Source organism: Stenotrophomonas maltophilia (genome assembly GCF_047782825.1).
Taxonomy (GTDB): domain Bacteria; phylum Pseudomonadota; class Gammaproteobacteria; order Xanthomonadales; family Xanthomonadaceae; genus Stenotrophomonas.
Genome location: NZ_CP180589.1, coordinates 1,189,496 through 1,209,993 on the forward strand (window position 1 = coordinate 1,189,496; position 20,498 = coordinate 1,209,993).

The following is a 20,498-nucleotide window of genomic DNA, read 5'->3' on the forward strand; positions in this document are numbered from 1 at the left end:
GTGGACGGAGCCGGGGAGGTCTGGTCAGAAGTCAGGTCCACTGGGGGCCTCCTGCCTTGACCGCTGAGCGGTTGCCAGCCAGTCATCAATCGTGAGGCCAGGCCTGAACCACCGTGGCTCTCGCCCACCATCAGGCCAGCGCCTGCGCTGCTGCTCCCAGCCCAGCGTCTTCATGATGGCCGCCACCCGCATCTGCTCGGGCTTGCCGTGCTTTCCGGGGTCCAAGCCGATGGCGTACGTCAGCAGGTTGTCCGTGGTTGCCCAGTCGATCTCCGACGCCATCGCCAGGCGTATCGGGTACTTGCTCGGCTCCATCCGAACATCGAGCCATTGCTCAACCCTACCCTCCCAGCTGTCGCCCACGTACCTGCTGGCCTGCTCTTCCTTCGCGTCTGCCGGCAGCTCCCACCACTCGAACCCAGCGTCGAACATGGTCACAGCCTCGGCCCAGAGCTGGTCGCGCTGTGTGGCGATCAGTTCGATCTGCACGTCTCCGTCCGTTCGCACGGGGAGGAAGCGCCGGCCACCAGTTGGATCTCGCAGGTACTGGTGCTCGTTCGTGGTGCCGGCGAACACGCATTCGCGGCGGTAGGAGCGGGGCACACGCTCATAGGGCGCGCGGAACTTGTCCACGCGCCTGGTGATAGCGGTCTTTACGCTGGTCACGTCGGCCTTAGAGAACGAGTCCATCTCGCCGATCTCGACGCCCCACGCCCCTTGGATGACCTGGTAGAAGTCTTTGCTGCTAGGGGATTCGCTGGTCTCGACGAACCATTCACTGCCAAAGATCGCGCGCAGGGCACTGGATTTCCGCTTGCCCTGCTCACCTTCCAGGACCAGCATGAAGTCCACCTGCGCGCCCACGCTGGGCTGCTTGGCGTCTACCCACAGGATGCGTGCCACGGCACTTACCATGAAGCACTGCGCTGCGCGCAGGCTGTAAGCATTGTCCGCCGCGCCGAACAGCTCAACGAGCATCCGCTCGACGCGAGGCACACCATCCCACTCCAAGGCACCGAGGTAGTCCTTGATGGGATGACGGCGGTGCCGGCGTGCGACGGCGATGACCGCCTTCAACACCAGGTCATCGCTGCACTTCATCCAGTAGCGGTCCGGGTGCTGCAGCCAAGCCGCCAGCTCGTAGGCATCCGAGTCGATGAACTCATCCCGGCTACCGCCCGTCCACGGCGGATCTCTGTGCAGCTTGACCTGATTGCTGGAGTCGTTGAGCCACCAAAGCCCCTTCAACCGATCATCGTTCTCCATGATCAGGATCAGGTTGTGCAGCGTCCCCTCGACGTTGCCGTCTCGATTCCTGGTGAGGTTCGACTTCCAGGCATCGGGATCTACCCCGCCATCGCCTGGCGGTGGCGCGCCGCCACCATCGATCACCGTCATCCTGCGCCTTGTCCCCACGCTCATTGCCGCATTGCCTTTTCGTAGCCCCGCGCCAGGCGCAGGTATTCTCTTGCCCGCTCCCGGCGCAAGCGCCTGGAGTGCTCATGTGGGTTTTCCAGTGCCGCCTGCGCTGCGAGCCGGTAGGCACGGGCAAGCTTGGCGTCGGAGTGCAGCAGACGTTCTTCCAGCCTCCTGTCACGTGCCATTGGCAGCCACCACGTCCAGCTCAATCACGCGGTTTGCCGCCCAGGCTGCAAGCTGCCGAGGTGACCAGCCATCCCGCTCCAGTGCATCTGCGATGTCCCAACCATCGGGCTGGCCCGTCACATCCACGAAGCGGATTGACTTGGCGCCTGCACGCTTCAGCAGCTGGGCGACTCCCGGCCTGAACTGCTCAGCGTCATTCCTCCATCCCAGCATTGCCTGCCGCCCTGGATTGTCGGCGTCGGGCCAGAGCACACAATCCCGGCCAGCCAGAGGCGACCAGTCCGCTTTTGTGACGGCCTTGCCGCCCCCTGACCAACTGATTGCTGCGTATCCAGGGAACGCACGCGCCGCCACGTCCCGACACTTCTCTCCTTCCGCAATCAGCACCGGCGCTTCCGACTTCGCGGCCAATGCATCCAGCCCATACAGCGGCCGCACACCAGGGAAGCTCTCAAGGCACCATTGCTTTTGGCCGTCAGGTCCGACGCACCAGGTCACTTGGGGCGTCCACTTCTTCAGCTTGCGGCTGTCGCGGTCAACGAACTCACAGCGCAGCACGTAGCCGAGGGTCTGTCCCTCCGCATTGCGGTAGGGAAACACCCTTGCTGGCTTCATTCGACGGAGCTTGTCGCGCTTGGCGTTCCAGATCGGCACCGTCCAGCCGCTGTCGGTCAGCAGCTCTGGCGCGTCATCCGGGACGGGGAGGATGGGCACCCACTTCACCCGCAGCGACTCTTGGCTCGGCAACTTCTCTCGCTCAGCTGGAACACCCAGCTGCCCGCCTGTGAGCTGGGCACAGGCCTCGAGGAAGCCAACCTGCAGGTGCCGCACCAGGAAGCCGATCACATCGCCATGCGCACCACATCCGAAGCAGTGATAGAAGTTCTTTATCTCATTGACAGTAAAGCTCGCCGATGACTCATCGTGGAAAGGACACAGCCCGCTGTACTCCCCTCGACCAGCCGGCCTGAGCTTGACGTATCGCCCGATGACACCAGCCATGTCGGCCGACTCGCGAATTTCATCGGTGTCTACATAACTGTTCGCCATCAGCGACGCCTCCCTGCCTGGGATTCGCGGCGCTCGATCATCCACCACTTCACCCGGAGGTACTCTGCAATTCGCTGCCTGCAGCCGATGCCACCCGTGCAGACGCCAGGCGCCTGACAGGCCTCTGCGACCTGCTCGATCTGTTCACGCCATTCCGCCCGAGGCTGACGTGCGATCAGCAGGGCTTGGTGCAGACATCGATTCACACCCAACGGATACCTCCTTCATCGAGCTGGCGCTGGGCGCAGTCTCTACGTTCGGTTTCTTGGCGGATGCGCTCGCGCTCTGCCAGTGCTTCTTCACCAATCAACCCGGGCACCGCATCAGTCAGAGCCAGGGCCGCCAGTTCCATCGCCTGCCGTGCAGACGCACTGGATATGCCACGCCGTCGATACCGGGATCGATGGTCGTGACGGGTCGCCACGTCAGTCCTCCATCCCCTGCTGCCCGGCAGCACGGCAGGCGTTGCGCTCCAGGCGGTAGCAGAGCCTGCGCACGTCGCGGGACAAGTCTTGGATTCGATCAGCCTCAGGGACGGTCAAGCGCTTGTCGGCCAGTGCGTCGATACCTGCACCTGCCAGCGCGCCGGTCAGCTTGTGCAGCTCTAGCAGCTTTGCCTGGATCGCGGCCAGCTCATTGGGCCAGCCACCCTCGGGCGGCGGCGGGACGTAGTCCACCATCAGATCGTACTGGCCCGCGAGGGAGCACACCCAGTCGGTGGCACTCTCCTGCGTGACCACGAACTGCTGCAGGTAGTCCGTCAGGATCTCGGCCATCTCCATGGAGATGGACTCACCATCGATGGCCCGGAGCTTCTTGCGCAGCGTCTCGGTCGAGATCGACCTGCCTCGACGCTTGCTTATGTGTGCCGCCGCATCCTGCAGGCCACCCGGGGCGCGGGCCACTGCGTTATGCAGCGCATCCCGCCAGTACAGGTCAGAGCGGAGGCAGGTCATGCTTCCCCCTGAAACGCGCCATCGATCATCGTGGGAAGGCTGGCAGCAGCCGGCGCAACATTGGCGCCATGGCAGAGATCATCAGCTTCCCGCAGCGCATGCACTTCACCGCTCTCCGCACCTTCGACATCGCGACCGGTATCGGTGGCGTGGTTGCAGTTCTCTGGGCTCCAGTAGACGCCCGCTGCAATCGCAGCAAACAGGGCCAGGAAGGCGGCAGCCACCCCGCACTTGCGGAGCTTTGTCCCGAGGCAGTGCAGCCGATAGTGGCGGTGCCCAGCCACCCAGCCATAGCGCACGATTGCGATGGTGAGGGATGGGTCACGCATGGGCATCGGTGACCCCGGCCAACGGCGGGACATTCTTAAAGTAGCCCACGACGGCCCCGCCCTCATCCCGCTCCCAACGCACGCCAGGAAGCAACTCGTCTGCGGTCACCCCTCCGCCGCTGGCTGCTGCGCGTGCTGCCGCAGCCGGGTCTTCACCCACAGCGGTGGCCACAGCTCGTTCAATGGCGATTGCGACCTCTTCCGTCACACCATTCTTGCGCCAGTGGTAAACGTAGCCAGTGGCCGGCTTTCCGGTCACACGCCGGGCCAGCTCACTCTGGGTGCCGCAGATCAAGATAGCTCTGTCCAGCGGGGTCATCGGACGCCCTCACGCAAGAAACCTTGCGCAAAGCTAACGCAATCTTTCTTGCGTTACAACAGTGCAAGATTACTTGCATGTTGATCGGCGAAATCACCAAGGGCTTGATGGACGCTCAGGGCCTAGGGGTCGAGGCCCTGGCTGCCCGCGTGCGCGCAGCAGGCGCGCCTAACGTCAAGTACCAACACCTGCAGCAGCTGCTGGAGATCCCTACCAGGCGGCCCCGCTATTTGCCTGAGCTTGCGAGAGCCTTTGGCCTGACGGTGGAACAGTTCCTACAGTGGGATGGCGCTGCGGCTAGCGGGTCGTTCGTCGCCCCCCCCGGCCAATCTCAACCGCTGCAACTCGACGCCCCTACTCTGGCCGCGTCGTACCAACTTGTTCGCCTTGCGTGCCTTGCTCTCGGAACATCGTTTGATCCAGAAAGCACTGACGACGCTGCCATTGTTTTGCTCGCGTATCGATACTTGAGCGCACGTTCAGAGCAGGCAGTCACACCGGACAATGTGGTCGACTTCACCGCGCATTTGCGTAAGCGCCAGGTTTCGAAGGGGGTCGATGATGAAGGAAGCAGCAGCACTGGAAGCACTCGCGCACGCGCTGGCGGCCAAAGTTAGAAAGCGAGATAGGCCACCAGACCGGGGCCTACCAGCAATCTCCCCAGCGAGCGTCGACCCGAACGCTGCAGTTTCAGCGTACATACGCCGTATTCGGGTACTGACTGAGGCCTTTCAGCTCGGCTGGCTGGTTGATCAGCACCTGGCTGTGAGGCAAAGCATCACTGACCTTTCGCCTAGTGAACTACGCACTCTGTTGATCGAGCTCGAGGAAGCAAGAGAAGCAATCACAGAGGGATTCCCTCTTGAGCAGACAGGGCTGATCAAGAACATGGCCTCGTTACTACCCAAGCCTTAGTCCCCACCACCACTGGAAACGCCTCAACCGCGTTTCCAGCGTGCAGACGTGCTTGAAGGCATATCAGGATCTCGCATCGCGGTCGCGGATGAAGTCCCGCAGATTCGGCGGCGCGGAATCGTCCCGTGACGTAGCGACCTCGCCAACGCCTCCAGCGTCCATCCCCTGGTCACGCATGGCTTGCCGTGCAAGCAGCCGATTCGTCTTACGCAGTTCATCGATAGCCACTCGCAGCAGCGGCTTTATGCCGAACACAGCGAGCGGCATAAGCAGCCCCATCACGATGAGCGATAGCAACGCCAGCGTGATGACAGCAATCCCGAAAGCACCAACGGTGTTTACAAGCAGTTCCATCCCTACCCCTCCATGTTTTGACGCCCAAAGGGTAGCAACACGTTCAGGCAGGTCCATAGCCGCTTGGCCTTTACGCAAGTTTTCTTGTTGACTTGTGCGCAAGTTTGCTTGTATGGTCCGTCTGCCAGCACTGCTGGTGGGCGACCGGCGGGTCGTCAAGCGGCCGGGAACTCCCCACCCAGCCGCTGCCGCCCCCTCGGCAGCTGACCCGCCGGCGCCCTCTCTTAACCAGGAGCGCGCCATGTCCCATCGCCACGCCGATCCGAGCCCAACCCTGCTGCCGCTGCTGGCCGTCAAGGCCCTGCTGGCGCTGGCGGCCCGCGATCACAGCACCGCCCGGATCCTGTGGTTCCGAAGCAAGGGCGAGCACAACCGCAACCAGTTGCGCCGCTCGCGCCGCATGGGCGTGGCGAGCCTCCGCCTAGAAGCCTGCTCGCGGGATATGTCGGCCGAGGTGCGGGCATGAGCCGCCGCCTCCGCGTCACTTGGCTGGCAGTTGCGCTTCTGGCCGCCGTCGTCGTGCCACTGCGCATCGCCGAGATCTATGGCGCCCACGCCGACCGCGAGGCCGCGAAGGCCCGCTGGGCAGCCAGCAGTTCGGTGCGGGGCTGACCATGCGCCAGACATCACGCCCGCTGCCTGCATCGGTTCCCTCGTGTGGCCATGGCCACCGGCCGCAGATCGTCACCACGAGCGGCGCGCCCACCGGTCATCGCCTGGGCACGGCCTGCCCCGACCTGGTGCACATCGAGTGCCACCGCTGCGGCATCGCCACCCGGCCGGTTCCTTTCGACCGCGCCGCGTTGGCCGAGCTGCGCTGGACCGACAGCACCTTATCCCACTACCGCGTTCCGATCTCCCACCTTGCCCGCCACCGCGGTGAAGTGCTGGCCGAACTCGCTTCAACCGCCCCTTCCACCTCCATTGCAGCCTGACCAGGAGACACGCCATGGCCGCCGCACTCAAGCCGAAAGAACGCGCCGCGCTGCTGGCAGCGCATGCCGCTTCGGACCACTCACTGCACCGCACCCGCGCGGGCTTCGCGCCCAACAACCGACCGGACAAGGTGTTCACCCGCCGCGTCATGAACTGGCTGGATGAGCGCGTGCTGATGCGCTACGACGACCCGCAGCTGCCGCGCACCGCGACTCTGACCGCCGCCGGCCTCGCTGCTGCCGAGGCCGAAGTTTCCAAGGTCCGCGCCCTGGCGCTCTCCGCATGAGCGCTGCAGCAACGCTTCCGGTCGAGCAGCAGTTCGCCACCGGCCACCAAGGCGAGTCACTGGTGCTGATGGTGTGCCAGGGCTGGGTCTGGGCCGGGCTGTACACCGCCGCGCCCCGCGAATCGCTCATGCGGATCGCCGCCAGCGCCAGCTGGAGCGTGGGGGTATCGCACAACCCGCTGCGCTTGGGCGGCAAGACCTTTCCCCTTAACCGTCTGGCCGCTCAGGCCGCGCACCGCTGGCTCGAGCGGCAGGGCGTGCGCGTCCGGTCGATCTCCCCCAACAACCGCGCTACGCGCAGCAAGAAAGGAATCCACGCATGAGCCGTTCTGTCGTGATCTATGCGCCGCACCTGTGCGGTAAGAACGCCAACGCACGGGAACTGTGCGAACACTTCGGCCTTAAGCAGGTTGCCGAGGACTGGGATGGCCATAGCAGCTATCCGCTGGACGACACCCTGGTGCCGACGGAGAACCCGGATGCCGTGGCCGATGCCTCCTCCAAGGTCATGCACTATGGCTGGGCTATGCGCGAGCTGCTCGCCGAGGCCCGCCCATGAGCGCCCGCCCACAGCACACCGGCCGCGCCGACCTGGTGCGCAAAGCCCTCGCGCAGTTCCCACAGGGCGCGACGATTGAGCAGCTGAGGACCCTCGGGCGCATCAACGAGTCGAGCCACGTTATCAGCCACACGCTGACCGGCCTGGCGCGCAGCGGACAGGCCACCTGCGCGCGCTCCGGCCGCATCGGTATCTGGCGCCTCGCGGGCCACGTTCAGCACGCGATTGCCCCGCTGCGCGCCGCAGAGCCCCGTGATCGCCGGACGTCCCGCGCCCTGGTCACGGCTCTCCCAGAGAAAGGCCGTGCGAGTGACGCGTCGACCACCGTGCGGCACAAGGATTACGAGCGCGATCAGCTGGCCGAGGATCTAGCCGCGTTCCGCGCCAAGGGCGGGCGTATCGAGCAGCTGGGCACCACGCCCCTGCGCCCCACGTTGAGCCGCCAGGCGGCGAACCACGGCGGCTACGTGGATCGCCTGCCGACCAAAAGCGCGGACTGAGCCTGATGACCGCCACTTCCAAAGATCGCACCACCGACGCTGTTACGGCCCGCAAAGTGCTTTACGCGACTGGCCCCGCACACCAAGCGTTCGGCCAGTCGCGCGCAGCGTACTTCGTGGTTCCCCGCCGAACCCTGCAGTCGATGCCGGCCGAGTGGCAGGAACGGTTCGTGAGCTTGATTGCCGAGGCCAAGGCCTCCCTGCCTGCAGATGGCTTTCCCACGTACCAGGTCACCCGGCTCAACGATGGCCGGTATGCGAATGACCCTCATCGCCGGTATCGGCACACCGGCCCACTGCCCCCAGTTCCGGCTGGCGCCACGCCCATCGCGCCCCAAGACCCTCTGGCTGGCGCATTCGTCTATCCACCCACCGACTTCTAGCAGGCAACACGATGACCACGATCCAACAGACGAAAGCTCTCCCCATCGCCTACGCGTGCCCCGTCCTGCGCGAGGCCGTCCAAACCTTGGAGGCTATCGCCGTTGAGGCGGTGTGGCTCCCCAATGCTGCGAAGGCGGTTCCTCTCGCTCAGGCCTCGACCGCGTTGCTCGACCTGTATGCCCGCCTGCCCCGCGTGCAGGATCTACGAGTGTTCGAGGCACCGGTTGCGGCCTGGTACAACGCGCTCCGCAGCAGCTTCCAGGAAGGCGATGCGCCGCTTTGCGATATTACCAAGGCCCGGTTGGCGCAGGCTGCGCAGCTGCTGCAGTTGGTGCGCGCCCAGACTGGCAATGGCATTGATCCGGCTGATCCGTGGCGCGGGCTGTATGACCCTGCACGACTGCCGGCGCGCGACAGCTACGGCGAAGTCCTGTGCCACCCCGACGTGCCTGCATGGGCCGATGGGCGCGAGTCCTCTGTGCTGCCGCTGTTCTACGCCCAGGGCTTCGACCTGGTTGTGGTGGAGGCCGAATTCGAGGAGGAATCGGTCGGCACCGGTGTGTACGCCAACATCCAGCAGATGATCGACTGGAATCCTGAAGCCCCCGGCGACGACTGGCGCTTGGTGTGGCTGGGCGAAACGGAGGACGGACTCGCGGCTTGGTTCGTGCGGCCGCTGGCTATCACCGCCCTCGAAGCAATCGAGGCCAGGGCATGAACGCTTCCACGGCACATGGCGCAGCCCAGCGCCTAGTCGCTGAGATGGGCCTGATCCTCTTTGGCCAGCCGGGCCTCACCCTGATAGAGCTGGCGGAGAAGGTGAAGGGGATAGCTCCGTCGGATGGACAGTCGACCGCGCTGCAAGCCGCGGTCAGCGCGATCTACTTCGATGACCGCAGCGACTACCTGAGTGCCCTACATACCGTCGTGTGTGCGCTCGATCCCGCTCTGGGCAAGCTGCTGGAGCGCGATCCGGCAGCAGCGTATGAGGCCACCACGTCTAGGCAAACCATCATCGCCGCCAACCAGCCGTCGCAGCGGGAGCCGGTGGCAGTGGTCGGCCACGACTTAACCCTGCACTGGACAGGTACGGGATCTATTGCTCCGCTGGTGAAGCGCCACGGAATCGGCCCGGGCTCCAAGCTTTACGCCATTCCGCCCGTCCAGGCCGTGGACCTGAGGACCATCGTTGTCCCGAATACCCCGGAGGTGCGCGACATTCTCGGTCGCCCCAACTTCTGGTGCAGCCCCTGGGCCAATGTCCTGCGTATGCGCGGCGACGCAATCCCGCGCAAGGCGGAGGAAGAACAGGCTGCCGTGATCCGGTTCATGCTGAATCACTACCTCGCCCATGGCGCCGAATGGGCTGAAACGGCTAGCGCCGAGTTGAACGCAATCCGGAAGGCCGACAGCCAGGCGGTGGGCAATGGCTGACTGCAAGTCACGCCGTGCGGCCCAGCGCCTCGATGTGTCGCTCGATAGCTACCAGCGCCAGCTGCATGGCATCACCCTTGTTGCGGATGGCGTTCTGGTACGGAACTTCCAATTCGGCTCCGTCGACGATAGCCCTGAAACTGAAAACGTCATCTTCTTCGCTGGCGACCGCGATCTGGAACGAATGGCCATCGATCGATCCATGAAGCGTACGACGGTAGCCCTCTGTCTTCATGCCATCTCCCCCATCTTCGGCTACGCCCACTCAATCCCAGTCTTCGCCCATCAGCTTGCAGAGCAATGCTTCGGTTTTATCTGTCGCGTCTTGGCGAGATTCGACAGGCACCTGCAGACCGATCTGGCTCGGTCCGTTCAGGACCTGGTAGCTGGTCATCGTGCCGCGACCGGCAGCCAAGAGCACAACCCTGGCCGTGACCTCCCGGCCCCTGATTTTCAGGCTCCAGTCTTCGTACCCAAACATCCCAAAGCCCTCGCGCGGCTGCTGTTGGGGCGCGCTTCCGTGGCGAGCATACACAGCGCGCTCCATGCGACCAAGGACCAGAGCGCGGGCAAGGGCATGCCCATTGGCTCAGTACCAGCCGCTGCCCATCATTTCGGTCAGGAGAGCCTCCGTTCGAGCGGCAGCGTCTTGGCGCGACCCCACAGGGATATCGAGGCCAATGCGGCTCGGACCGTAGACCACATGGAAACCAATCATCGTGCCAGGCCCCTGTGCGCCGACCACGACGCGCACCGTTACATCCCTGCCGCGCACCTTCAATTCCCAGTCTTCCTGCTTGTGCATCAGATCGCCCTGCCACTTCCCCAATTTGGGTGCGCTTCCGCTCCGAGAATACACAGCACCTGTGTCGGGGCAAACGCAAAAACCCCTGAGAGAAAGAGCGCGCGAGGGTCAGTTGTGCGGCCACTCGACGCTGAATCCCGAGCGGATGAACTCCCCAGCCTCGTGCCATTCACCCGCCCCAAACCTGAGCATGCGATTCGTCTCGCCGTCAACGACGCGCGCGGTCAGGCCGGCCATCAGCAACGCGACCAGGCCGAGGCAGGTTGTCCTGTCCTCAAATGTCTCGCGGGCATCAATGAGCGTTGCGCCGTCCATGGTTTTCAGGCGCCACCGCCAACCAACGCTCCCCGTCAGCCTCGCGAACAGCCCTTGGTTTCGATAGACCTCGACGTACATCCATCCCCCCGATGGAAACGATTCCAAAGATCGTACCGCGGCGGCGGCAAATGTCTAGGTGACCTTCGGCATAGCCCGAAACTGAACTTTTCATCCGCTTCCATCTTGCAGCGCGCACGCCGCGCAGCCGCATCCCCATGCCCATTTGAATCCGAGATCGCTACTCATGACTGACGGTTCCCGCCCCTTCAACTTCCCCGCGCCGCAGCGCTCCCGCCTGGCCGAGCAGCCCGCAGGCAGAAGGAAGTCAGCAGGAGGTGCCCATGGGAGCCGCTGAAAAGCTGGACCTATCCGGCAAAGACTGGCTCACGGTCGAGGAAGCCGCCCACTACTGCGGCGTCTCCAACAGCCAGTTCAGGAAGAACGCCATGGGCTATGGGCTCACGCCCCGCCGCTTCATGGGAAAGCAGTTGTACGAAAAGGCGGCGCTCTATGCCGCGATTGAGGGTGCAGAGGAATGGCAAAGGTTCGACTCTACTGGCGCGGCAGCAAGGCCTACCTCGACTGGGCGGAAAGCGGCGAGCGCTTTCGCCGGTCCATTGGGCAACCTGACGCCCGTGAGGCGGAGAGAGTACGTGCCGCGAAAGAAGCAGAACTGACCCATGGGGTCCGGATCTTGGCGCGCCTGCCCAAGGTCCGAGACTACCTGGAGTGGTATCTGGACTGGTACGAGGCCGAGCACCCGACCACGATTTCGAAGGCCAGGAGCGAGGTAAAGCGCTTCATCGAACGGTTCGGCCACCGGCCAATCGACAGCATCCGAGCGGTCGAGGTGGAGCAGTACAAGCGCGCCAGGCTGTTGGACGACAAGGCGGCAAAGGAGACTGTAGGGAAGGAGATTCGACGGTTGAAGGCAGCGTTCAACCGCGGCGTCGAATGGAAGGAGCTTGACGTGAATCCGCTCGCCTCTGTAAAGGCGCCTCGCGGCGTGCGGAGCGTGGCAGTCAAGTTCTATGACCGCGCGGCGATGCGCCGATTGTATCGGGCGAACCCTGGGCGGGCGCCACTTTGGCTATTCATGGCCCACACCGGGCTCCGGCGAGGCGAGATCATAGGCTTGGAGAAAAGCTCGGTCGTGGCCGGTCGCCTCTTTGTGGAGAGCGACCCGGACGAGAGCGGCGAAGGCCGGACAAAGTCCGGGAAGTGGCGGGAAGTTCCCCTCAACCGCTATGCGAAGTGGGCATTGCGCCATTTGCCAGACCCGCTCGTGAAGGTGCACAAGGACACCGTGTCGGATTGGTTCAAGAAGGATTCTGAGCTGGCTGGCGTAGGTGGGCACCTTCATCGCCTCCGGCATACCTTCTGCGCCCACATGGTGATGGGCGGAGTTCCGTTGCGAAGGGTGCAGATTCTGGCCGGGCACGCTGATTACGCCACGACCGAGAAGTTCTACGCACACTTAACACCCAACGGCGACGAAAGCGCTGTAAAAATGCTGCGCTTCTAAGCTCATCCAGAACCGCTATTCTGATCCGAGACTCCGTCTGTTTCCGCATGAAATCTGGCCATAATTGCCTTACTGTACTGGCCAACATCGATACGCGGCTTCCAGTCTTTCCAAGGCCTGTGCACCTGATTCTGTGCTACAAAGTCAACGACAGATCGCAGGTTTACGCCAAGCCTCTCAAATCGAAACGCCAAGTACTTGCGTCGATGCTCACCCCCGTTGTTCTCAAGATTTCTTGCCGCCTTAATTATTGATGGCAAGATTGATCGCGCAGCTTGGAATTTCATGAGGATGTCAGGAGGCAATCCGCTCACATCCGCATCCAACTTCGGTATCTGATGGATATACAGATCCCTTGCCAGGCTGACCATTCTGTCTGATGTAAGCGCACTCCAGTTACGGGAGACACGAACACAGACCTCGACGTCTGCCACTACAGCAGCTCTCAAGGTTGAGATTGCTAGATCTGTTGCTACCCGATCCCTTTTAGCGATAGCTCTGTGACCTAGCACGGCAATTGCGACAGTCGAGGCTGCAGCAATCAGTGCGCCAAGCGCTGCTACCCAATCTGCGATGCTTCCGAGGTTTATCGGCTCGGGCTTTATTGAGTGCCCAGCGATTCCCCAGCCCAGCAGCAGTCCCATCAGGAACACCGCAATTACGGTCGCGAGGTAGCCTTGGCCGCCGAGCATCTGCCAGAAGCGGTCCCACTCTCTCCACCACCAGCTCTTCATACAACGTAGCATCCGTGCGCTTCCCAGTCCCGGGGCATGTGCCAACTGTGCCATTCAATGGCCTGGACACGCATAAATATCGCCAAGCGACGGTCGCGGACTGACGCTAAGTCACTGAAATATGGTGACCCCGGCCCGATTCGAACGGGCGACCTTCCCCTTAGGAGGGGGACGCTCTATCCAGCTGAGCTACGGGGCCATGCAGCCGCCAAGTTTACAGGCAAGCGCCCTGCCCCTCCAAGCGTTCATCTGCCACACCCCTGCCACTGGCGCGTCGCACCATGGGAAACCGGGCCGCTCTGCTACCATCGGGAGTCCAGTCCGCCGCGTCCCCCACCTGCCCGCGACGGCGCCAACAACGTAACGAAACACAGGAGTCTGCATGTCTTCCGAGCTGCTCAAATCCCTTGGTCTGGATGCGATCAACGCTGGCACCTACCTGGGCAACGGGGAATGGTCGAACGGCACCGGCGGTGAGCTGATCACCCCGGTCAACCCGACCACCGGCGAGCCGATCGCGCAGGTCCGCGCCACCACCGAAGCCGAGTACGAAACCGTCATCGCCCGTGCCCAGGAGGCCTACAGGACCTGGCGCACCACCCCGGCCCCGCGCCGTGGCGAAGCGGTGCGCCTGTGCGGCGAAGCACTGCGCAAGCACAAGGATGCCCTCGGTTCGCTGGTCGCCCTGGAAATGGGCAAGAGCAAGCCCGAAGGCGACGGCGAAGTGCAGGAAATGATCGACATCGCCGATTTCGCCGTCGGCCAGAGCCGCATGCTGTACGGCTACACCATGCATTCGGAGCGCCCCGGCCACCGCATGTACGAGCAGTACCACCCGCTGGGCCTGGTCGGCATCATCTCGGCCTTCAACTTCCCGGTGGCGGTATGGAGCTGGAATGCGTTCCTGGCCGCCATCTGCGGTGACATCTGCATCTGGAAGCCGTCCAACAAGACCCCGCTGACCGCCATCGCCTCCATGCGCATCTGCAACGAAGCGCTGCGCGAAGCCGGCTTCCCGGACATCTTCTTCCTGGTCAACGATGCCGGCACCGCCCTGTCGGAAAAGCTGGTGGACGACCGCCGCGTGCCGCTGATCAGCTTCACCGGCTCGACCCAGGTCGGCCGCACCGTCAATGAGAAGGTCGCCCGCCGCCTGGGCCGTTGCCTGCTGGAACTGGGCGGCAACAACGCCATCATCCTGGATGAAACCGCCGACCTGAAGCTGGCCGTGCCGGGCATCGTGTTCGGCGCCGTCGGCACCGCCGGCCAGCGCTGCACCACCACCCGCCGTCTGATCGTGCACCGCTCGATCTACGCCGACGTGCTGGCTACCCTGATCAAGGCGTACAAGCAGGTGGAAGGCAAGATCGGCGACCCGACCGATGCCGCCAACCTGATGGGCCCGCTGAACAGCGACGGCGCCGTGCAGCAGTTCCTCGATGCCATCGCCCAGGCCAAGGCCGCCGGCGGCACCATCGAAACCGGTGGCACCCGCATCGACCGCGCCGGCAACTTCGTGCTGCCGGCCATTGTCTCCGGCCTGAAGAACAGCGACACGGTGGTCCAGCACGAAACCTTCGCGCCCATCCTGTACGTCATGCCGTACGACAGCCTGGACGAAGCCATCGACATGCAGAACGGCGTGCCACAGGGCCTGTCGTCGTCGATCTTCACCCAGAACCTGAAGACCGCGGAGAAGTTCCTGTCGGCAGCCGGCAGCGACTGCGGCATCGCCAACATCAACATCGGCACGTCCGGTGCGGAAATCGGCGGCGCCTTCGGTGGCGAGAAGGACACCGGCGGTGGTCGTGAGTCGGGTTCGGATGCGTGGAAGGTATACATGCGCCGCCAGACCAACACCATCAACTACTCGGACTCGCTGCCGCTGGCCCAGGGCATCAAGTTCGACCTGTAACGTTGTTTTGTAGTGCCGAGCCATGCTCGGCAGGACGGGCCATGAACACTGCAGGAAGTGCAGCCGAGCATGGCTCGGCTCTACAAGGTATGAAGCCGACCCTCGACTTCAGTGGCCGCCGCGTGCTGATTGCCGGCGGCAGCAAGGGCATCGGCCGTGAACTGGCGCTGGCTTTCGCTGGCGCCGGGGCACAGGTCTCGGTCTGCGCGCGCGGCCAGGCAGGGCTCGATGCCCTGCAGGCCGACGCCCAGACCCAGGGCACGCCGTTGCACGTGCACAGCGCCGATCTGGGCGATACCGTCCAGATCGGCGGCTGGCTGCAGGCCGCCGCCGACACGCTGGGCGGCATAGATGTGCTGGTCAACAACGCCACCGGCTACGGGATGGCCGACGATGAAGACGGCTGGGCCGCCAGCCTGCAGATCGACCTGATGGCCGCCGTACGCGCTTCGCGCCTGGCACTGCCGTGGCTGCGGGCCTCGTCCGACGCCTGCATCCTCAACCTGTCCTCCATTGCAGCCCAGCAGCCCCGCCCCGGCGCTGCGCCCTACGCCGCCGCCAAGGCTGCGCTTTCGCACTACACCACGTCGCAGGCCCTGGCCCTGGCCAAGGACCGCATCCGGGTCAACGCCATCGCCCCGGGCTCGATCGAATTCGACGATGGCCTGTGGGACCGACGCCGCGTGGAAGATCCCGACCTGTACCACGGCACCCTGGCGAAGATTCCGTTCGGCCGCTTTGGTCACCCACGGGAAATCGCCGATGCCGCCCTGTTCCTGTGTTCGCCGCTGGCACGCTGGGTCACCGGCCATGTGCTCAACGTCGATGGCGGCCAGGTGCTGATGGGCTGAATCTGTAGCGCCGAGCCCATGCTCGGCTGCTTCGGCAGCAACGGCAGCCGAGCATCGGCTCGGCTCTACGGGACACCGCCCTTGGGCTTGGCAGCCTGCAGGCACTATCATGTGCGTACTGCCAAGGAGGACCCCGATGAGCGTGGCACCCCGACAGACAAACGCCCTGGCCGTGATCAGCCTGGTGCTGGGCATTGCCGGCTGGACCGTCCTGCCCTTCGTGGCCAGTCTGGTGGCGATCATCACCGGGCACCTGGCCCGTGGTGAAATCCGCCGCCGCCCCACCGAACTGGAAGGCGATGGCCTGGCCCTGACCGGCCTGATCCTGGGCTGGTTGAACGTGGCCATGGTCGTGCTGGGCGTGCTGTTCCTCCTTCTGTCCGTCGGTGGGCTGGCCTGGCTGGCCACCCTGTCGAACTGACGACCATGAGCGCGACCGACAGCACTGAACGCTTCAGCAGCCGGGTGGCCGATTATGTCCGCTACCGCCCGGATTACCCGCCTGCGCTGATCGATTGGCTGCACGGGCCGATGGCCGTGCCCAGCGATGCCGAGGTGGCCGATATCGGCGCCGGCACCGGCATTTCCAGCCGCCTGTTCCTGGCCGCCGGCCATCCGCTGGTGGCCGTGGAGCCCAACGCCGCCATGCGGGCCGCCGCCGAACAGTGGCTGGCGCCGCAGTACCCCCTGTTCCGTGCGGTCGATGGCCGCGCCGAAGCCACCGGCCTGGCCGATGCCAGCGTCGATCTGGTCGGCGCCGCACAGGCCTTCCACTGGTTCGACACCGTGGCCGTGCGCGCCGAATGGAAGCGCATCCTGCGCCCCGGCGGCCTGGCCCTGGTGTACTGGAATTCGCGCCTGCTCGATGCCAGCCCGTTCCTGGTGGGCTACGAGCAGCTGCTGCTGGACCATGGCACCGACTACACCGCCGTGGCCGAGCGCTACCAGGACGATGCCACCATGCAGGCCTGGTTCGGCGCCGGCCTGCGCGGCATGGTGCAGCTGCCCAACGTGCAGCATCTGGATTTCGATTCCCTGCGCGGGCGCCTGCTCTCTTCTTCGTATGCACCGCAGCCCGGGCACCCGCGCCATGCGCCGATGCTGGCTGCGCTGCAGGATCTGTTCAACGCCCATGCGGTGGATGGACAGGTCGCCTTTGAATATCGAACCCGAGCCTTCCTCGGCACGCTGGACTGAACCAACGCATGTATTCGCTTGCCCGCCCCTTCCTGTTCTCGCTCGACGCCGAGCGCGCCCACGGCCTCGGCCTGTCCGCACTGGACCTGGCCTACCGCGCCGGCACCACGCCGCTGCTGGCCGCACGCATCGCGCCGATGCCGAGCACGGTGTTCGGGCTGACCTTCCCCAATCCGGTCGGCCTGGCCGCCGGCCTGGACAAGAATGGCGAGCACATCGATGCCTTGTTCGCGCTGGGCTTCGGTTTCGTCGAGATCGGCACCATCACCCCGCGCCCGCAGGCCGGCAACCCGAAGCCGCGCCTGTTCCGCCTGCCGGCGCACCAGGCCATCATCAACCGCATGGGTTTCAACAATGCCGGTGTCGACGCGCTGGTGCGCAATGTGGAACGCGCACGCAACCGCCGCGGCCTGCTCGGCATCAACATCGGCAAGAACAAGGACACCCCCAACGAACAGGCAGTCGATGACTACGTGACCTGCCTGGACAAGGTGTACCCGCTGGCCGACTACATCACCGTCAACATTTCTTCGCCCAACACCGCCGGCCTGCGCGAACTGCAGGAAGAGACCGCGCTGCGCCAGCTGGTCAGCCAGCTGCGCGACCGCCAGGAAGCCCTGGCCGCGCAGCACGGCCGCCGCGTGCCGATGCTGGTGAAGGTGGCCCCGGACCTGAGCGAGCGCGACATCGATGCCGCCGCCCGGGTGCTGGGCGAACTGCAGGTGGACGGCGTGATCGCCACCAATACCACCATCGACCGCAGCCGTGTGCTGGGCGACCCGCTGGCCAATGAAGCCGGTGGCCTGTCCGGCGCGCCGGTGTTGGACCAGTCCACCCTGGTGCTGCGCCGCCTGCGCGCGCGCCTGCCCGAATCGGTACCGCTGGTGGGCGTGGGCGGCATCCTGTCCGGCGCCGACGCAGTGGCCAAGATGGCCGCCGGCGCCGCGCTGGTGCAGTGCTACAGCGGCCTGATCTACCGTGGCCCGGCCTTGGTGGCCGAATGCGTGGAGGCGATCCGCCGCCGCCGCGAAGCCCCCAGCCGTGGCGCGGTGGCCCCGCTGTGAGCGCGCCCATGGACCACCACGACACCGACATCGCACCGCTGCGCTGGACCCTCACCCAGAACGCCCCGCTGCAGGCCCTGAACACCTTCCACGTGCGCGCCAAGGCCGCCCAGCTGCTGGAACTGCATGACCCGGCCCTGCTGCCGGACGTGCTGGCCCTGCCCGAGGTGGCCAACGGCCCGCTGCTGGTGCTGGGCAGCGGCAGCAATGTACTGATCGCCGACGACCTGCCGGGCACCGTTCTGGTGTTCGGCAACCGCGATATCAGTTTCCTTGAACACCGCGCCGACCACGCGGTGATCCGCGCCGGCGCCGGCGTGTCCTGGCACGGCCTGGTGATGTGGTCGCTGCAGGAAGGCCTGTCCGGGCTGGAAAACCTGGCGCTGATTCCCGGTACCGCCGGTGCCGCCCCCATCCAGAACATTGGTGCCTATGGCGCGCAGGTGGGTGAATTCATCCAGACCGTGGAAGCCTGGGACTGCCAGGAACAGGCCTGGGTGCGACTGGACAATGAACAGTGCGGTTTTGCCTACCGCGACAGCGTGTTCAAGCAGCAGCAGGATCGCTACCTGATCACCGCCATCGAACTGAAGCTGCCGCTGCTGCACGGCCTGCGCATGGATTACGCCGGCATCCGCGAGGAACTGCAGGCACAGGGCGTGGAGCTGCCCAGCGCGGTGGACGTGGCCAATGCGGTCATCGCGATCCGCCGCCGCAAACTGCCCGACCCCGACGTGCTGGGCAATGCCGGCAGCTTCTTCAAGAACCCGCTGCTGCCGCTGGAACAGGTGGAGGTGCTGCTGCAGCACTTCCCCGACCTGCCGGTGTTCCCCGCCGAACGCGAGGACCAGCGCAAGGTTTCGGCGGCCTGGATGATCGATGCCTGCGGCTGGAAGGGTTTCCGCGAAGGCGACGCCGGCGTAGCGCCCAGCCATGCGCTGGTGCTGGTCAACCATGGCGATGCCAGCGGTGCCGAGCTGCTGGCCCTGGCCCGGCGCATTTCTGCATCGGTACTTGAGAAATTCGGCGTACCGATCGAACCGGAGCCGCGCCTGCTCGGCGCCCAGTGGTGAACACCAGCGTTCGGCCCGCACTCGCCACCCCGGCGCGGGCGGCGCTGCTGATGCTCGCCAGCACGATGGCGTTCGGCCTGATGGCCGTGGCCATCCGCTATGCCACCCGTTACGTGCCGACCCAGGAAGTGGCGTTCTTCCGTAACGCGTTCGGCCTGCTGGCGCTGCTGCCCATGCTGCTGCGCCCGGGCCGCGCCCCGCTGAAGACCCAGCAGCTGCCACGCTACTTCGTGCGCAGCGCGATCGGCCTGGGCTCGATGTTGTGCGCATTCTGGGCGCTGGGCCACCTCCCCCTGGCGCAGGCGGTGTCGCTGTCCTATTCCACGCCGTTGTTCGTCACGATTGCCGCGGTGCTGTGGCTGGGCGAAACCGTGCGCGTGCGGCGCTGGGCGGCGGTGGTGGTGGGTTTCATCGGCGTACTGGTGATCGTCCGGCCGGGCACCGCAGGCTTTTCCGCCGGCAGCCTGATTGCGGTAGCGGCCGCGTTGCTCAGTTCACTGGTCGCGATCCAGATCAAGCAGCTCACCCGCGTGGACAGCGCCGATACGGTGGTGCTGTACACCTATGTGTTCTGGGTGCCGTTGTCGCTGGTGCCGGCGCTGCTCGTCTGGGTCTGGCCAACGGGCATGGCCTGGGTGTGGCTGGTCGCCACCGGTGTGATGGGTACCGTGGGCCAGCTGTTGTGGACGCGTGCATTGCGCCTGGGCGAAGTCTCGGCGCTGACCCCGATCAGCTTCCTGCAGCTGCCGCTGGTGACGCTGTGTGGCTGGCTGTTGTTCGATGAAAGCGTGGATCGCTGGACGCTGTTGGGTGCGGGGATCATTCTGGCGGCCAATGCGTATATCGCGCACCGCGAGGCGGTGTTGGCGCGGCGGGCAGCGAGCGTGGCGGCGACCGCGGCGGCCAAGCCGGCAGAGTAAAGGGTTGTTCGGCAGGGCTGCGCCCTGCACCTGCCGAAGCCGAAGCCGAAGCAACGTCAACGTCAACGTCAACGTCAAAGGCTGGTTTCCTGTGGGATGGCGGGGTGGGTCCGGTTGCTGCGCAACGGGCTCTGACCGCAGATCTATTTCGATATCTGACAGATTTCATCCACGCATGGCGTGGATCTACTGGCCAGGATCCGACCCTAGATGAAATTCGATATCTGACAGATGTGCCGACCAACGGTCGGCACCCACCAACAGCGCACGAAATCTGTCGGGGGTGGGGCGGTGTGGGTGGTCAGGACCGCAGGCGCCATGGATGGCGCCTACGAGCCCCCAAGGATGGGTTTACGGCGTGTCCTGCCCACCCACACCGCCCCGCCCAACAAGCAGAAAGCCAGCGCCGCTTTTGACGTTGAATTTGAAGTTGAATTTGAAGTTGCTTCGGCAGGTGCAGGGCGCAGCC

Annotated in this window: 32 protein-coding genes and 1 tRNA gene; 20 read left to right on the forward strand and 13 right to left on the reverse strand. The window is 64.8% G+C overall.

The features are described 5' to 3' along the window. Positions 1-24: 24 nt before the first annotated feature. The 6 genes from ACM2ZB_RS05405 to ACM2ZB_RS05430 form a co-directional block, all read right to left on the reverse strand. Positions 25-1,422, reverse strand: coding sequence for a VapE domain-containing protein (locus ACM2ZB_RS05405; protein WP_416057752.1), 1,398 nt, complete (start codon positions 1,420-1,422; stop codon positions 25-27). 171 nt (positions 1,423-1,593) lie between these two features. Then, positions 1,594-2,655: a CHC2 zinc finger domain-containing protein gene (locus ACM2ZB_RS05410; protein WP_416057753.1), complete on the reverse strand. Its 1,062-nt coding sequence runs from the start codon at positions 2,653-2,655 to the stop codon at positions 1,594-1,596. A gap of 202 nt (positions 2,656-2,857) precedes the next feature. Continuing rightward, positions 2,858-3,007 carry a hypothetical protein gene (locus ACM2ZB_RS05415; RefSeq protein ID WP_416057754.1) on the reverse strand — a complete coding sequence of 50 codons (150 nt, stop codon included), beginning with the start codon at positions 3,005-3,007 and terminating at the stop codon, positions 2,858-2,860. A gap of 73 nt (positions 3,008-3,080) precedes the next feature. Continuing rightward, on the reverse strand, positions 3,081-3,611 hold the full coding sequence (locus ACM2ZB_RS05420; RefSeq protein ID WP_416057755.1) for a hypothetical protein: 531 nt from the start codon (positions 3,609-3,611) through the stop codon (positions 3,081-3,083). Beyond that, positions 3,608-3,940 carry a hypothetical protein gene (locus ACM2ZB_RS05425; RefSeq protein WP_416057756.1) on the reverse strand — a complete coding sequence of 111 codons (333 nt, stop codon included), beginning with the start codon at positions 3,938-3,940 and terminating at the stop codon, positions 3,608-3,610. Before ACM2ZB_RS05425 ends, ACM2ZB_RS05420 begins: the two co-directional genes overlap by 4 nt. After that, positions 3,933-4,259, reverse strand: coding sequence for a hypothetical protein (locus ACM2ZB_RS05430; RefSeq protein WP_416057757.1), 327 nt, complete (start codon positions 4,257-4,259; stop codon positions 3,933-3,935). The genes ACM2ZB_RS05425 and ACM2ZB_RS05430 overlap by 8 nt, the downstream gene beginning before the upstream one ends. Before the next feature lie 77 nt (positions 4,260-4,336). Between ACM2ZB_RS05430 and ACM2ZB_RS05435 the strand changes: the two genes are divergently transcribed. Beyond that, positions 4,337-4,876 carry a hypothetical protein gene (locus tag ACM2ZB_RS05435; protein WP_416057758.1) on the forward strand — a complete coding sequence of 180 codons (540 nt, stop codon included), beginning with the start codon at positions 4,337-4,339 and terminating at the stop codon, positions 4,874-4,876. 361 nt (positions 4,877-5,237) lie between these two features. Here ACM2ZB_RS05435 and ACM2ZB_RS05440 read toward each other — a convergent pair whose 3' ends face one another. Next, on the reverse strand, positions 5,238-5,528 hold the full coding sequence (locus ACM2ZB_RS05440; protein ID WP_416057759.1) for a hypothetical protein: 291 nt from the start codon (positions 5,526-5,528) through the stop codon (positions 5,238-5,240). A 241-nt stretch (positions 5,529-5,769) separates the two neighbouring features. Here ACM2ZB_RS05440 and ACM2ZB_RS05445 point away from each other — a divergent pair, with 241 nt between their 5' ends. The 10 genes from ACM2ZB_RS05445 to ACM2ZB_RS05490 are packed head-to-tail and all read left to right on the forward strand — an operon-like array spanning position 5,770 to position 9,627. Further along, positions 5,770-5,994 carry a hypothetical protein gene (locus tag ACM2ZB_RS05445; RefSeq protein WP_416057760.1) on the forward strand — a complete coding sequence of 75 codons (225 nt, stop codon included), beginning with the start codon at positions 5,770-5,772 and terminating at the stop codon, positions 5,992-5,994. Then, a complete protein-coding gene (locus ACM2ZB_RS05450) occupies positions 5,991-6,140 on the forward strand; it encodes a hypothetical protein (protein WP_416057761.1) in 150 nt (49 codons plus the stop codon). The genes ACM2ZB_RS05445 and ACM2ZB_RS05450 overlap by 4 nt, the downstream gene beginning before the upstream one ends. 2 nt (positions 6,141-6,142) lie before the next feature. Continuing rightward, entirely contained in the window at positions 6,143-6,463 is a 321-nt protein-coding gene (locus ACM2ZB_RS05455; RefSeq protein ID WP_416057762.1) for a hypothetical protein, read from the forward strand. Positions 6,464-6,477: 14 nt separating this feature from the next. Then, positions 6,478-6,750, forward strand: a complete 273-nt coding sequence (locus ACM2ZB_RS05460; RefSeq protein WP_416057763.1) for a hypothetical protein — start codon at positions 6,478-6,480, stop codon at positions 6,748-6,750. Next, complete coding sequence (locus ACM2ZB_RS05465; RefSeq protein ID WP_416057764.1) at positions 6,747-7,073, forward strand: hypothetical protein; 327 nt, start codon at positions 6,747-6,749, stop codon at positions 7,071-7,073. The genes ACM2ZB_RS05460 and ACM2ZB_RS05465 overlap by 4 nt, the downstream gene beginning before the upstream one ends. Then, positions 7,070-7,309 (forward strand): hypothetical protein, encoded by a 240-nt coding sequence (locus ACM2ZB_RS05470; protein ID WP_416057765.1) that lies wholly within the window; start codon positions 7,070-7,072, stop codon positions 7,307-7,309. Before ACM2ZB_RS05465 ends, ACM2ZB_RS05470 begins: the two co-directional genes overlap by 4 nt. Beyond that, complete coding sequence (locus tag ACM2ZB_RS05475) at positions 7,306-7,809, forward strand: hypothetical protein (RefSeq protein WP_416057766.1); 504 nt, start codon at positions 7,306-7,308, stop codon at positions 7,807-7,809. Before ACM2ZB_RS05470 ends, ACM2ZB_RS05475 begins: the two co-directional genes overlap by 4 nt. A 5-nt stretch (positions 7,810-7,814) precedes the next feature. After that, complete coding sequence (locus ACM2ZB_RS05480; RefSeq protein WP_416057767.1) at positions 7,815-8,192, forward strand: hypothetical protein; 378 nt, start codon at positions 7,815-7,817, stop codon at positions 8,190-8,192. 11 nt (positions 8,193-8,203) lie between these two features. Continuing rightward, positions 8,204-8,911: a hypothetical protein gene (locus ACM2ZB_RS05485; RefSeq protein ID WP_416057768.1), complete on the forward strand. Its 708-nt coding sequence runs from the start codon at positions 8,204-8,206 to the stop codon at positions 8,909-8,911. Beyond that, the gene (locus ACM2ZB_RS05490; RefSeq protein ID WP_416057769.1) at positions 8,908-9,627 is read left to right on the forward strand and encodes a hypothetical protein; all 720 of its coding nucleotides are present in this window, start codon (positions 8,908-8,910) and stop codon (positions 9,625-9,627) included. The genes ACM2ZB_RS05485 and ACM2ZB_RS05490 overlap by 4 nt, the downstream gene beginning before the upstream one ends. A gap of 7 nt (positions 9,628-9,634) precedes the next feature. On the opposite strand, the gene ACM2ZB_RS05495 is transcribed toward ACM2ZB_RS05490, so the two are convergent. The 4 genes from ACM2ZB_RS05495 to ACM2ZB_RS05510 form a co-directional block, all read right to left on the reverse strand. After that, entirely contained in the window at positions 9,635-9,862 is a 228-nt protein-coding gene (locus ACM2ZB_RS05495) for a hypothetical protein (RefSeq protein WP_416057770.1), read from the reverse strand. Positions 9,863-9,892: 30 nt separating this feature from the next. After that, positions 9,893-10,162, reverse strand: coding sequence for a hypothetical protein (locus ACM2ZB_RS05500; RefSeq protein ID WP_416057771.1), 270 nt, complete (start codon positions 10,160-10,162; stop codon positions 9,893-9,895). A gap of 54 nt (positions 10,163-10,216) precedes the next feature. After that, a complete protein-coding gene (locus ACM2ZB_RS05505; protein ID WP_416057772.1) occupies positions 10,217-10,432 on the reverse strand; it encodes a hypothetical protein in 216 nt (71 codons plus the stop codon). 108 nt (positions 10,433-10,540) lie between these two features. Continuing rightward, a complete protein-coding gene (locus ACM2ZB_RS05510) occupies positions 10,541-10,828 on the reverse strand; it encodes a hypothetical protein (protein ID WP_416057773.1) in 288 nt (95 codons plus the stop codon). Between the two features lie 263 nt (positions 10,829-11,091). On the opposite strand from ACM2ZB_RS05510, the gene ACM2ZB_RS05515 reads away from it, so the two are divergent. Continuing rightward, positions 11,092-11,427, forward strand: coding sequence for a hypothetical protein (locus tag ACM2ZB_RS05515; protein WP_313178933.1), 336 nt, complete (start codon positions 11,092-11,094; stop codon positions 11,425-11,427). Between the two features lie 17 nt (positions 11,428-11,444). Beyond that, on the forward strand, positions 11,445-12,275 hold the full coding sequence (locus tag ACM2ZB_RS05520; RefSeq protein WP_416057774.1) for a tyrosine-type recombinase/integrase: 831 nt from the start codon (positions 11,445-11,447) through the stop codon (positions 12,273-12,275). A 2-nt stretch (positions 12,276-12,277) separates the two neighbouring features. Here ACM2ZB_RS05520 and ACM2ZB_RS05525 read toward each other — a convergent pair whose 3' ends face one another. Together ACM2ZB_RS05525 and ACM2ZB_RS05530 are read right to left on the reverse strand one after the other, a co-directional pair. Next, positions 12,278-13,009, reverse strand: coding sequence for a hypothetical protein (locus tag ACM2ZB_RS05525; RefSeq protein WP_416057775.1), 732 nt, complete (start codon positions 13,007-13,009; stop codon positions 12,278-12,280). Between the two features lie 122 nt (positions 13,010-13,131). Continuing rightward, a tRNA-Arg gene (locus ACM2ZB_RS05530) sits at positions 13,132-13,208 on the reverse strand. Positions 13,209-13,391: 183 nt separating this feature from the next. Between ACM2ZB_RS05530 and ACM2ZB_RS05535 the strand changes: the two genes are divergently transcribed. The 7 genes from ACM2ZB_RS05535 (at position 13,392) to ACM2ZB_RS05565 (ending at position 20,029) form a co-directional block, all read left to right on the forward strand. Continuing rightward, entirely contained in the window at positions 13,392-14,924 is a 1,533-nt protein-coding gene (locus tag ACM2ZB_RS05535) for an aldehyde dehydrogenase family protein (protein ID WP_416057776.1), read from the forward strand. A gap of 41 nt (positions 14,925-14,965) precedes the next feature. Beyond that, entirely contained in the window at positions 14,966-15,775 is an 810-nt protein-coding gene (locus ACM2ZB_RS05540) for an SDR family NAD(P)-dependent oxidoreductase (protein ID WP_416057777.1), read from the forward strand. A 136-nt stretch (positions 15,776-15,911) separates the two neighbouring features. After that, on the forward strand, positions 15,912-16,196 hold the full coding sequence (locus ACM2ZB_RS05545; RefSeq protein ID WP_313442767.1) for a DUF4190 domain-containing protein: 285 nt from the start codon (positions 15,912-15,914) through the stop codon (positions 16,194-16,196). A gap of 5 nt (positions 16,197-16,201) precedes the next feature. Further along, positions 16,202-16,972 (forward strand): class I SAM-dependent methyltransferase, encoded by a 771-nt coding sequence (locus ACM2ZB_RS05550; RefSeq protein ID WP_416057778.1) that lies wholly within the window; start codon positions 16,202-16,204, stop codon positions 16,970-16,972. Positions 16,973-16,980: 8 nt separating this feature from the next. Beyond that, on the forward strand, positions 16,981-18,036 hold the full coding sequence (locus tag ACM2ZB_RS05555; RefSeq protein WP_416057779.1) for a quinone-dependent dihydroorotate dehydrogenase: 1,056 nt from the start codon (positions 16,981-16,983) through the stop codon (positions 18,034-18,036). A gap of 8 nt (positions 18,037-18,044) precedes the next feature. Further along, positions 18,045-19,109 carry a UDP-N-acetylmuramate dehydrogenase gene (murB, locus tag ACM2ZB_RS05560; protein ID WP_416057780.1) on the forward strand — a complete coding sequence of 355 codons (1,065 nt, stop codon included), beginning with the start codon at positions 18,045-18,047 and terminating at the stop codon, positions 19,107-19,109. Between the two features lie 50 nt (positions 19,110-19,159). Further along, entirely contained in the window at positions 19,160-20,029 is an 870-nt protein-coding gene (locus tag ACM2ZB_RS05565; RefSeq protein ID WP_416058624.1) for a DMT family transporter, read from the forward strand. The last annotated feature ends 469 nt before the right edge of the window (positions 20,030-20,498 follow it).

Bases quoted from the DNA above. Each gene is read 5' to 3' on its own strand.
- ACM2ZB_RS05405 (WP_416057752.1), bottom strand. From the start codon at position 1,422: ATGAGCGTGGGGACAAGGCGCAGGATGACGGTGATCGATGGTGGCGGC.
- ACM2ZB_RS05410 (WP_416057753.1), bottom strand. From the start codon at position 2,655: ATGGCGAACAGTTATGTAGACACCGATGAAATTCGCGAGTCGGCCGAC.
- ACM2ZB_RS05415 (WP_416057754.1), bottom strand. From the start codon at position 3,007: ATGGAACTGGCGGCCCTGGCTCTGACTGATGCGGTGCCCGGGTTGATT.
- ACM2ZB_RS05420 (WP_416057755.1), bottom strand. From the start codon at position 3,611: ATGACCTGCCTCCGCTCTGACCTGTACTGGCGGGATGCGCTGCATAAC.
- ACM2ZB_RS05425 (WP_416057756.1), bottom strand. From the start codon at position 3,940: ATGCGTGACCCATCCCTCACCATCGCAATCGTGCGCTATGGCTGGGTG.
- ACM2ZB_RS05430 (WP_416057757.1), bottom strand. From the start codon at position 4,259: ATGACCCCGCTGGACAGAGCTATCTTGATCTGCGGCACCCAGAGTGAG.
- ACM2ZB_RS05435 (WP_416057758.1), top strand. From the start codon at position 4,337: ATGTTGATCGGCGAAATCACCAAGGGCTTGATGGACGCTCAGGGCCTA.
- ACM2ZB_RS05440 (WP_416057759.1), bottom strand. From the start codon at position 5,528: ATGGAACTGCTTGTAAACACCGTTGGTGCTTTCGGGATTGCTGTCATC.
- ACM2ZB_RS05445 (WP_416057760.1), top strand. From the start codon at position 5,770: ATGTCCCATCGCCACGCCGATCCGAGCCCAACCCTGCTGCCGCTGCTG.
- ACM2ZB_RS05450 (WP_416057761.1), top strand. From the start codon at position 5,991: ATGAGCCGCCGCCTCCGCGTCACTTGGCTGGCAGTTGCGCTTCTGGCC.
- ACM2ZB_RS05455 (WP_416057762.1), top strand. From the start codon at position 6,143: ATGCGCCAGACATCACGCCCGCTGCCTGCATCGGTTCCCTCGTGTGGC.
- ACM2ZB_RS05460 (WP_416057763.1), top strand. From the start codon at position 6,478: ATGGCCGCCGCACTCAAGCCGAAAGAACGCGCCGCGCTGCTGGCAGCG.
- ACM2ZB_RS05465 (WP_416057764.1), top strand. From the start codon at position 6,747: ATGAGCGCTGCAGCAACGCTTCCGGTCGAGCAGCAGTTCGCCACCGGC.
- ACM2ZB_RS05470 (WP_416057765.1), top strand. From the start codon at position 7,070: ATGAGCCGTTCTGTCGTGATCTATGCGCCGCACCTGTGCGGTAAGAAC.
- ACM2ZB_RS05475 (WP_416057766.1), top strand. From the start codon at position 7,306: ATGAGCGCCCGCCCACAGCACACCGGCCGCGCCGACCTGGTGCGCAAA.
- ACM2ZB_RS05480 (WP_416057767.1), top strand. From the start codon at position 7,815: ATGACCGCCACTTCCAAAGATCGCACCACCGACGCTGTTACGGCCCGC.
- ACM2ZB_RS05485 (WP_416057768.1), top strand. From the start codon at position 8,204: ATGACCACGATCCAACAGACGAAAGCTCTCCCCATCGCCTACGCGTGC.
- ACM2ZB_RS05490 (WP_416057769.1), top strand. From the start codon at position 8,908: ATGAACGCTTCCACGGCACATGGCGCAGCCCAGCGCCTAGTCGCTGAG.
- ACM2ZB_RS05495 (WP_416057770.1), bottom strand. From the start codon at position 9,862: ATGAAGACAGAGGGCTACCGTCGTACGCTTCATGGATCGATCGATGGC.
- ACM2ZB_RS05505 (WP_416057772.1), bottom strand. From the start codon at position 10,432: ATGCACAAGCAGGAAGACTGGGAATTGAAGGTGCGCGGCAGGGATGTA.
- ACM2ZB_RS05510 (WP_416057773.1), bottom strand. From the start codon at position 10,828: ATGTACGTCGAGGTCTATCGAAACCAAGGGCTGTTCGCGAGGCTGACG.
- ACM2ZB_RS05515 (WP_313178933.1), top strand. From the start codon at position 11,092: ATGGGAGCCGCTGAAAAGCTGGACCTATCCGGCAAAGACTGGCTCACG.
- ACM2ZB_RS05525 (WP_416057775.1), bottom strand. From the start codon at position 13,009: ATGAAGAGCTGGTGGTGGAGAGAGTGGGACCGCTTCTGGCAGATGCTC.
- ACM2ZB_RS05535 (WP_416057776.1), top strand. From the start codon at position 13,392: ATGTCTTCCGAGCTGCTCAAATCCCTTGGTCTGGATGCGATCAACGCT.
- ACM2ZB_RS05540 (WP_416057777.1), top strand. From the start codon at position 14,966: ATGAACACTGCAGGAAGTGCAGCCGAGCATGGCTCGGCTCTACAAGGT.
- ACM2ZB_RS05545 (WP_313442767.1), top strand. From the start codon at position 15,912: ATGAGCGTGGCACCCCGACAGACAAACGCCCTGGCCGTGATCAGCCTG.
- ACM2ZB_RS05550 (WP_416057778.1), top strand. From the start codon at position 16,202: ATGAGCGCGACCGACAGCACTGAACGCTTCAGCAGCCGGGTGGCCGAT.
- ACM2ZB_RS05555 (WP_416057779.1), top strand. From the start codon at position 16,981: ATGTATTCGCTTGCCCGCCCCTTCCTGTTCTCGCTCGACGCCGAGCGC.
- murB (WP_416057780.1), top strand. From the start codon at position 18,045: ATGGACCACCACGACACCGACATCGCACCGCTGCGCTGGACCCTCACC.
- ACM2ZB_RS05565 (WP_416058624.1), top strand. From the start codon at position 19,160: ATGCTCGCCAGCACGATGGCGTTCGGCCTGATGGCCGTGGCCATCCGC.